The following is a 7559-nucleotide window of genomic DNA, read 5'->3' on the forward strand; positions in this document are numbered from 1 at the left end:
CCCCCCCCGGGGGGGGGGGGGGGCTTACGTTTCAGGCTTACCCGCTAGGCCTTGCGCATCATCAGCCAGAGGCTTATCAGGAAGAAGCTGGCGCTCGGCAACAGCGCGCCGATGATCGGCGGTATGCCGTAGACCAGGGTCAGCGGGCCGAAAATCTGGTCGAGGACATAGAAGATAAAGCCGAAGCTAATCCCCGTCACCACCCGCACGCCCATCGGCACGCTACGCAGCGGGCCAAAGATAAACGACAGCGCCATCAGCATCATCACCGCCACCGACAGCGGCTGGAAGATTTTGCTCCACATATTGAGCTGGTAGCGTCCCGGATCCTGGCCGCTGGACTTGAGGTATTTCACATAGTTGTGCAGCCCGCTGATCGACAGCGCATCCGGATCCAGGGCAACCACGCCCAGTTTGTCCGGCGTCAGGTTGGTTTTCCAGGTGCCGCTCACCATCTGCGACCCGGTCACCTGCTTTGGATCGGTCAGGTCGGATTCATCCACCTGCGACAGACGCCACACTTTATTTTCGCTATCGAATTTTGCCGAAGCGGCATAGCGCACCGACTGTAAACGACGCTCCGGGTTGAAGGCATAGATGCTGACGCCCCCCAGCTCATCGTTGCCTTTTACGCGTTCGATATAGACAAAATTGTGGCCATCTTTCGCCCACAGCCCCTGCTGGGTTGAGAGCAGCGAGCCGCCGTACATCTGCTGGGCACGGTAGTTGCGCGCCATCTGTTCGCCCTGCGGGGCCACCCACTCGCCGATGGCCATGGTCAGCAGCACCAGCGGGATCGCGGTTTTCATTACCGCCAGCGCTACCTGCAGCCGGGTGAAACCGGATGCCTGCATCACCACCAGTTCGCTGCGCTGGGCCAGCATCCCCAGCCCCAGCAGCGCGCCAAGCAGCGCCGCCATCGGGAAGAAGATCTGGATGTCCTTCGGCACGCTGAGGATGGTGTAGAGACCAGCGCCCAGCGCATCGTAGCTGCCCTGCCCGGACTTTTTCAGCTGATCGACAAACTTGATAATGCCGGAGAGCGACACCAGCATGAACAGGGTCATCATGATGGTGTTGAAAATCGTCTTACCGATATAACGGTCAAGTACGCCAAACGCCTGCATCAGGCCGCTCCTTTATTAAAACGGGCGCGGAAGCGGCGCATCGGCACCGTGTCCCACAGGTTTAACAGCACCGCCAGCGCAAAATAGAGCAGGTTAATCGCCCACATCCAGATAGCCGGGTCCATTTTGCCTTTGCCGCCGTTCGACTTAATCGACGTTTGCAGCAGGAAGAACACCAGGTAAAGCAGCATCGCCGGCAGCATCGACAGCACGCGGCCCTGACGCGGGTTCACCACGCTGAGCGGCACCACCATCAGCGCCATAATGAAGACGGTCGCCACCAGCGTGAAGCGCCAGTGCAGTTCGGCGCGCGCGCGGTCGGTGTGGGTTTTCCACAAGGTGCGCATATCCATCTGTTCGGTGTCGTCCGGATCGGCGCTCACCGCCTGGTGGCCGATAATAGCCTGATAGTTATTGAAGTCGGTAATGCGGAAGTCGCGCAGCATCGCGGTGCCTTCAAAGCGGGTGCCCTTGTTGAGGGTCACCACCTGCGAGCCGTCTTTCTGCTGCGACAGCTCGCCGGAATCCGCCACCACCACCGAGGGGCGCGCATTGCCTTTCGGACGCAGCTGGGCAAGGAAGACGTCATGGAAGCGGTTGCCGTTGACGCTTTCGATAAACATCACCGCGTTACCATCGCTGGCCTGCTGGAACTGGCCCTGGGCCAGCGCCGCCATACCGGGGTTGGCTTTAGCTTCGGCCAGCACTTCGTCCTGATGGCGCGACGACCACGGCCCCGCCCACATAACGTTGACCGCCGCCACCGCGCCGGTGAACAGCGCAAGGATCATCGCCGCCTTGATCAGCACGGCTTTGCTCAGGCCGCAGGCGTGCATCACCGTAATTTCACTTTCGGTGTACAGCTTGCCGAGGGTCATCAGCAGGCCAAGGAACAGACTTAACGGCAGGATAAGCTGCGCCATCTCCGGGATGCCGAGCCCCAACAGCGAGAGCACCAGATTGGTTGGGATATCGCCATCTACCGCGGCGCCGAGGATCCTGACTAATTTCTGACAAAAGAAAATCAGTAACAGGATGAATAGGATCGCCAACTGGCTTTTCAGCGTCTCACGAACCAGATATCTTATGATTATCACTATAAATACGCCCGTAAAAACCCGTTTTAGTGCAGGAAAATTGCTTGTTTCATGGCTTAAACGTCATTTATTCTCTTTGGTCGTCGAAAACGTCGCTAAGATTAAATGACTCATCGGTTCTGCATGTCAGGATCTTTTCTGACGAACCCAGGCCTTAATAACGTTAAGATTAACACGAAGTCACCGCAACAGCGGATATGAGTTACGAAAGCTTGCAATTATATACTCAATGGATTTCGAGTTGTAAGAAGGCAGCAGGGCTGTGGCCCCTGGCGCGCACAATGTGCCACGTCAGGGTAAGCAGGCGCAGCCGGCGCATCTGCAACTTGAAAGGCGACGAGTATAGCCGTAGCCACCACTGTTGTCTTTAAGATTCAGGAGCATAGTGCATGGAGTTCAGTGTAAAAAGCGGTAGCCCGGAGAAGCAGCGGAGCGCCTGTATCGTGGTCGGCGTCTTTGAACCACGTCGCCTCTCCCCCATCGCCGAACAACTCGATAAAATCAGCGACGGCTACATCAGCGCCCTGCTGCGTCGCGGCGAGCTGGAAGGCAAACCTGGCCAGACGTTATTGCTGCACCATGTGCCAAACATTCTGTCTGAGCGCATTCTGCTGATTGGCTGCGGCAAAGAGCGCGAGCTGGATGAGCGTCAGTATAAGCAGGTCATCCAGAAAACCATCAATACCCTGAATGATACCGGCTCAATGGAAGCCGTCTGCTTCCTGACCGAGCTGCACGTCAAAGGCCGTAACAACTACTGGAAAGTTCGCCAGGCGGTTGAAACCGCCAAAGAGACGCTGTACAGCTTCGACCAGCTGAAGACCAACAAAAGCGAGCCGCGTCGCCCGCTGCGTAAAATGGTCTTTAACGTGCCGACCCGTCGCGAGCTGACCAGCGGCGAACGCGCCATTCAGCATGGCCTGGCGATTGCCGCCGGCATCAAAGCGGCGAAAGATCTTGGCAATATGCCGCCGAACATCTGTAACGCCGCCTATCTGGCTTCCCAGGCGCGTCAGCTGGCCGATACCTACAGCAAAAACGTCATCACCCGGGTGATCGGCGAACAGCAGATGCGCGAGCTGGGGATGAACGCCTACCTCGCCGTCGGCAATGGGTCGCAGAACGAGTCGCTGATGTCGGTCATCGAATATAAAGGTAACCCGGCTGAGGACGCGCGCCCTATCGTGCTGGTCGGTAAAGGCCTGACCTTCGACTCCGGCGGTATCTCCATCAAGCCTGCCGAAGGCATGGACGAGATGAAGTACGACATGTGCGGCGCGGCGGCGGTGTACGGCGTGATGCGGATGGTTGCCGAACTGCAGCTGCCGCTGAACGTCATCGGCGTGCTGGCGGGCTGTGAAAACATGCCTGGCGGCCGCGCCTATCGTCCGGGTGACGTCCTGACCACTATGTCCGGCCAGACGGTGGAAGTGCTGAACACCGACGCCGAAGGCCGTCTGGTGCTGTGCGACGTCCTGACCTACGTTGAGCGCTTCGAGCCGGAAGCGGTTATCGACGTGGCGACGCTGACCGGGGCCTGCGTGATTGCCCTCGGCCATCACATCACCGGCCTGATGTCGAACCATAACCCGCTGGCCCATGAGCTGATCGGCGCCTCCGAACTGGCGGGCGACCGCGCATGGCGTTTGCCGCTGGCCGACGAGTTCCAGGATCAGCTGGAGTCCAATTTTGCCGATATGGCGAACATTGGCGGCCGTCCTGGCGGCGCGATCACCGCCGGCTGTTTCCTGTCGCGCTTCACCCGCAAGTACAACTGGGCGCACCTCGACATCGCCGGTACCGCCTGGCGTTCCGGTAAGGCCAAAGGCGCGACCGGTCGTCCGGTGGCGCTGCTGTCGCAGTTCCTGCTCAATCGTGCGGGTTTTAACGGCGAAGAGTGATTGCCGTCTGATGCCCGGTGGCGCTACGCTTACCGGGCCTACGGAAAGATGCCGTTTGTAGGCCGGGTAAGCGTAGCGCCGCCCGGCTTTGCATTTAAATCCACAACAAGAAGCCCCATATATGAAAAACGCAACGTTCTATCTTCTGGACAATGACGCCACCGTCGACGGCCTGAGCGCCGTCGAGCAGCTGGTGTGTGACATTGCCGCAGAACGTTGGCGCAACGGCAAGCGCGTCCTGATCGCCTGCGAAGATGAACAGCAGGCGATTCGCCTCGACGAGGCGCTGTGGTCGCGGCCGCCGGAGAGCTTTGTGCCGCATAATCTGGCGGGCGAAGGCCCGAGAGGCGGCGCGCCCGTAGAGATTGCCTGGCCGCAAAAGCGCAACAGCAGCCCGCGGGATATTCTTATCAGCCTGCGGCTAAACTTTGCAGATTTTGCCACCGCTTTCACAGAAGTGATAGACTTTGTCCCTTACGAAGACAATCTGAAACAACTGGCGCGCGAACGCTATAAGGCGTACCGCATGGCTGGTTTCAACCTGAACACGGCAACCTGGAAATAATGGAAAAGACATACAACCCACAAGATATCGAACAGCCGCTTTACGAGCACTGGGAAAAGCAGGGCTATTTCAAACCGAATGGTGATGAAAGCCAGGAGAGCTTCTGCATCATGATCCCGCCGCCGAACGTCACCGGCAGTTTGCATATGGGTCATGCCTTCCAGCAAACCATCATGGATACCATGATTCGCTACCAGCGCATGCAGGGCAAAAACACCCTGTGGCAGGCCGGTACCGACCACGCAGGTATCGCTACCCAGATGGTGGTTGAGCGTAAGATTGCCGCTGAAGAAGGGAAAACCCGCCACGACTACGGCCGCGACGCCTTTATCGACAAAATCTGGCAGTGGAAAGCGGAATCCGGCGGCACCATTACCCGTCAGATGCGCCGTCTCGGCAACTCCGTGGACTGGGAGCGCGAGCGCTTCACCATGGACGAGGGGCTTTCCAATGCCGTGAAAGAAGTCTTTGTTCGCCTGTACAAAGAAGACCTGATCTACCGCGGCAAACGCCTGGTTAACTGGGACCCGAAACTGCGCACCGCCATTTCCGACCTCGAAGTGGAAAACCGCGAATCGAAAGGTTCCATGTGGCACATCCGCTACCCGCTGGCCGATGGCGCGAAAACCGCTGACGGTAAAGATTACCTGGTGGTCGCCACCACCCGTCCGGAAACCCTCTTGGGCGATACCGGCGTGGCCGTTAACCCGGAAGATCCGCGCTACAAAGATCTGATTGGCAAATTCGTGGTGCTGCCGCTGGTTAACCGCCGCATCCCGATCGTGGGCGACGAGCACGCCGACATGGAAAAAGGCACCGGCTGCGTGAAGATCACCCCGGCGCACGACTTTAACGACTACGAAGTGGGTCGTCGTCACCAGCTGCCGATGATCAACATCCTTACCTTTGACGGCGACATCCGCGAAAGCGCGGAAGTCTACGACACCAAAGGCAATGAATCCGACGTCTACTCCAGCGAGATCCCGGCAGAGTTCCAGAAACTGGAACGCTTCGCGGCGCGTAAAGCCGTTGTTGCGGCGGTTGACGCCCTCGGCCTGCTGGAAGAGATCAAACCGCACGACCTGACCGTCCCTTACGGCGATCGCGGCGGCGTGGTGATCGAGCCGATGCTGACCGACCAGTGGTACGTGCGCGCGGACGTGCTGGCCAAGCCAGCAGTCGAAGCCGTTGAAAACGGCGATATTCAATTCGTGCCGAAGCAGTACGAAAATATGTACTTCTCCTGGATGCGCGATATTCAGGACTGGTGTATCTCCCGTCAGCTGTGGTGGGGTCACCGCATCCCGGCATGGTATGACAACGACGGCAACGTCTACGTAGGCCGTAGCGAAGACGAAGTGCGTCAGGAAAACAACCTGAGCGCCGACGTTGCCCTGCGTCAGGATGAAGACGTTCTCGATACCTGGTTCTCCTCTGCGCTGTGGACCTTCTCCACCCTCGGCTGGCCGGAAAACACCGACGCCCTGCGTCAGTTCCACCCGACCAGCGTGATGGTGTCCGGCTTCGACATTATCTTCTTCTGGATCGCCCGCATGATCATGATGACCATGCACTTCATCAAAGATGAAAATGGCAAGCCGCAGGTACCGTTTAAGACCGTCTACATGACCGGTCTGATCCGCGATGACGAAGGCCAGAAGATGTCCAAGTCCAAGGGTAACGTCATTGACCCGCTGGATATGGTTGACGGTATCACCCTGCCGGAGCTGCTGGAAAAACGTACCGGCAACATGATGCAGCCGCAGCTGGCGGATAAAATCCGCAAGCGTACCGAGAAACAGTTCCCGAACGGCATCGAGCCGCACGGCACCGACGCCCTGCGCTTCACCCTGGCGGCGCTGGCCTCTACCGGCCGCGACATCAACTGGGATATGAAGCGTCTGGAAGGTTACCGTAACTTCTGTAATAAGCTGTGGAACGCCAGCCGCTTCGTGCTGATGAACACCGAAGATCAGGATTGTGGCTTCAACGGCGGCGAAATGGTGCTCTCCCTGGCCGACCGCTGGATCATCGCGGAATTCAACCACACCGTGAAAGCATATCGCGAAGCGCTGGATAACTTCCGCTTCGATATCGCCGCCGGCATCCTGTACGAGTTCACCTGGAACCAGTTCTGCGACTGGTACCTGGAGCTGACCAAGCCGGTTATGAACGGTGGCAGCGAAGCGGAGCTGCGCGGGACTCGCCATACGCTGGTGACCGTGCTGGAAGGTCTGCTGCGCCTGGCGCATCCGATCATTCCGTTCATTACCGAGACCATCTGGCAGCGCGTGAAAGCGATCTGCGGTATCACCGCCGACACCATCATGCTGCAGCCGTTCCCGCAGTACGATGCTTCTCAGGTGGATGACGCGGCGCTGGCCGACACCGAATGGCTGAAGCAGGCGATCGTCGCCGTGCGTAACATCCGTGCGGAAATGAACATCGCTCCGGGCAAACCGCTGGAACTGCTGCTGCGCGGCTGCAGCAAAGAGGCCGAGCGTCGTGTGAACGACAACCGCAGCTTCCTGCTGAACCTGGCGCGTCTGGAAAGCATTACCGTGCTGCCTGCCGATGATAAAGGTCCGGTCTCGGTGACCAAGATTGTCGACGGCGCCGAGCTGCTGATCCCGATGGCGGGCCTCATCAATAAAGAAGATGAGCTGGCGCGTCTGGCGAAAGAAGTTGCCAAAATCGAAGGTGAAATTGGCCGCATCGAGAGCAAGCTGGCCAACGAAGGCTTTGTCGCCCGCGCGCCGGAAGCGGTGATCGCTAAAGAGCGCGAGAAGCTGGAAGGCTACGCGGAAGCGAAAGCGAAGCTGATTGAGCAGCAGGCGGTGATCGCCGCGCTGTGATCCTCCCCCCCGCC

At 58.7% G+C, this 7559-nt stretch carries 5 protein-coding genes; 3 read left to right on the forward strand and 2 right to left on the reverse strand.

Annotated elements, in window-relative coordinates:
- Positions 1–44 precede the first annotated feature (44 nt).
- Positions 45–1127 carry an LPS export ABC transporter permease LptG gene (lptG, locus tag HMPREF9538_RS00220; RefSeq protein WP_002886956.1) on the reverse strand — a complete coding sequence of 361 codons (1083 nt, stop codon included), beginning with the start codon at positions 1125–1127 and terminating at the stop codon, positions 45–47.
- Entirely contained in the window at positions 1127–2224 is a 1098-nt protein-coding gene (gene lptF / locus HMPREF9538_RS00215; protein ID WP_002886955.1) for an LPS export ABC transporter permease LptF, read from the reverse strand. The genes lptG and lptF overlap by 1 nt, the downstream gene beginning before the upstream one ends.
- A 389-nt stretch (positions 2225–2613) precedes the next feature.
- Between lptF and pepA the strand changes: the two genes are divergently transcribed.
- From pepA to HMPREF9538_RS00200, 3 genes are all read left to right on the forward strand, one after another.
- On the forward strand, positions 2614–4125 hold the full coding sequence (gene pepA, locus HMPREF9538_RS00210) for a leucyl aminopeptidase (RefSeq protein WP_002886954.1): 1512 nt from the start codon (positions 2614–2616) through the stop codon (positions 4123–4125).
- 121 nt (positions 4126–4246) lie between these two features.
- Positions 4247–4690 carry a DNA polymerase III subunit chi gene (gene holC / locus HMPREF9538_RS00205; RefSeq protein WP_002886953.1) on the forward strand — a complete coding sequence of 148 codons (444 nt, stop codon included), beginning with the start codon at positions 4247–4249 and terminating at the stop codon, positions 4688–4690.
- Positions 4690–7545 carry a valine--tRNA ligase gene (locus HMPREF9538_RS00200; protein ID WP_009486532.1) on the forward strand — a complete coding sequence of 952 codons (2856 nt, stop codon included), beginning with the start codon at positions 4690–4692 and terminating at the stop codon, positions 7543–7545. Before holC ends, HMPREF9538_RS00200 begins: the two co-directional genes overlap by 1 nt.
- Positions 7546–7559: the final 14 nt, after the last annotated feature.

This window comes from Klebsiella sp. MS 92-3, from assembly GCF_000195655.1.
GTDB lineage: Bacteria > Pseudomonadota > Gammaproteobacteria > Enterobacterales > Enterobacteriaceae > Klebsiella > Klebsiella pneumoniae.

Bases quoted from the DNA above. Each gene is read 5' to 3' on its own strand.
- lptG (WP_002886956.1), bottom strand. From the start codon at position 1,127: ATGCAGGCGTTTGGCGTACTTGACCGTTATATCGGTAAGACGATTTTC.
- pepA (WP_002886954.1), top strand. From the start codon at position 2,614: ATGGAGTTCAGTGTAAAAAGCGGTAGCCCGGAGAAGCAGCGGAGCGCC.
- holC (WP_002886953.1), top strand. From the start codon at position 4,247: ATGAAAAACGCAACGTTCTATCTTCTGGACAATGACGCCACCGTCGAC.
- HMPREF9538_RS00200 (WP_009486532.1), top strand. From the start codon at position 4,690: ATGGAAAAGACATACAACCCACAAGATATCGAACAGCCGCTTTACGAG.